Source organism: Oleiphilus sp. HI0061 (assembly GCF_001635675.1).
On the sequence record NZ_LWFE01001321.1, the window covers coordinates 1 to 1,901 of the forward strand.

Sequence of the window (1,901 nt, forward strand, 5' to 3'; positions counted from 1 at the left end):
ACCGACGAAGCCTCTACAAATTAAAATGTACCTGAGAAACTTAAACAGCGGAGCGGAACAGCGGGAAACCGTGCCACTTACCCTAAAAACTTAAACGGAGGAATGTATGAAAAGAAACGAGCACTCCTTGCCGAATATTGAGCCTTAAACCTAAAGGCCAAAAAACATTTAACGCTTTTATAAACGGCGCGCGTCTTTTTGCGCGTCCAGTGCAGCCCACGTTCCTTTGTGGGCGGAACGAGGTTTGATAAACTTGTTAGGCACTTAGCAGTTTAACGGGTACAAGAAAATACCTTTTGTTTTTGTAAAAAGGATATCTTCAAGCAAGTGCTCTTTGCCCCGCACGATAATTTTTATAGCTTCTATTCTTAGCTCTTCAATTGAGATATCTGTAAGCTCAACACTTGAGACATATGACTCATAATACTCTCTGAAATATAACCTCTGTTTATCTTCATGATCGGCTCTGTCCATGACTGTGTTGGAAGGGTAATCTATGCTTTCGATCTCGCTAGAATTATATCTATCTACGTACCTGTACCTTGTAAAATGATCAAGCTTTAAAGATAACTCGTTAGAATCAGCGTAGGCGGTTATAGTTTGTGCTGGCCAAATTGCATTTGAGTCATCGTAAACGCGTATAGATATATAAAGCGTGGACAATGAGTTTACGCTACCCACACTAAAATCAACTTTAACGTCGTCTAATTCATAAACCAGCTTACTTTTTGCGCCTACGCTTCCGTGACATAACTCTCTCTCAGCACTTGCCCCTTCGGCCTGAGGATAAAAATACTCATCAGGTAAAATGACACAGGACGTTAATAGAATTGAACATATCAGAAGTAAAAAATGTTTGATCATGATTATTTTTGCCTAACGCCTTTAGCAGCGGCGAGTGAAACGAGTCCAGCCCACGGCCCTTTGTGGGCGATGCTGGCTAAACTGGTTAAATGTTTTAATACGCATAGCTACCGACCATGCCACTTTTTTAATGCTGACTTTACTACAGGCCAGTTTTCAAACTCTTTGATATGCCTAGAGTGCTCGAACTCATCACAGTTTTCGATGAACTCGGAACGTATACCTGAAATAAATTGCTTACTGTTTATTGTTAGTTTAGCGATCTCAGTGTCGCTTAACTCAATATTCACGCTACGGGTGCCAAACCTTAATTCGAGACACAAACACAGAAATTCTCGACCACCACTACATTGGTAGTGAATGTATTCGTAAGGCGCCATTGAGACTACCTTCATATCGTCTGGTTGAGCAATATCCATAGCTTACCTATGACATTTAACGCCTTGCGAATGGGCGAGTGGCGCGCAGCAAAGCGAGTCCAGCCCCGGGTGTTTTTCCGGGGCGAACATTGCGCAACTTGTTAGGTGGATAATACATCACTATCTATTACCACCGGCTACCCATACCTGATGATGCTCTTGTTCTAATAACTTTCGAAGCTTTCCAGTTTTAGAAAATAAGACCAAACAAATAATGCATCCTACTGGAGGCATAAACCAGAGAGAGGATATCAGTTGTTTTTTTAAAACTGGATCAATTCTTTTTAATCGAGAAATCTTAATCGTGTAAATCAAAGCTGGAATTAGCCAAATGAATAGAGCCACTACCAAAAATATTGCGATCAAAATTTCAACATCTGAGTCCATGCGAACACCTAACGCTTTTATAAACGGCGCACGGCTCTATCGTGCGTCCAACGCAGGCCACGTGTTTTTGTGGCCGGAGTGATGTTTGATGAACTGGTTAGATGTTTTAGAACGACCAACTACACCAAACACCACGTTAAAACCAAAGTGCTTGCCCAGAGACAAAAACACCGTAGATGGCGACTTTACCGGATTCCCTAGGAACACACCACCAACGAAGCCTCTACAAAT

The 1,901-nt window shown here is 41.8% G+C and carries 4 protein-coding genes; all 4 read right to left on the reverse strand.

Features of this window, described 5'->3' with window-relative positions:
• Window positions 1–264: 264 nt before the first annotated feature.
• Window positions 265–864: a hypothetical protein gene (locus A3735_RS20865; RefSeq protein ID WP_068634000.1), complete on the reverse strand. Its 600-nt coding sequence runs from the start codon at window positions 862–864 to the stop codon at window positions 265–267.
• A 107-nt stretch (window positions 865–971) separates the two neighbouring features.
• Window positions 972–1,283, reverse strand: a complete 312-nt coding sequence (locus A3735_RS20870; protein ID WP_068633999.1) for a hypothetical protein — start codon at window positions 1,281–1,283, stop codon at window positions 972–974.
• Between the two features lie 120 nt (window positions 1,284–1,403).
• Window positions 1,404–1,670, reverse strand: a complete 267-nt coding sequence (locus tag A3735_RS20875; RefSeq protein WP_068633817.1) for a hypothetical protein — start codon at window positions 1,668–1,670, stop codon at window positions 1,404–1,406.
• Window positions 1,671–1,706: 36 nt separating this feature from the next.
• A partial coding sequence (locus A3735_RS32030; protein ID WP_231882593.1) for a hypothetical protein occupies window positions 1,707–1,901 on the reverse strand: 195 nt, incomplete at its 5' end.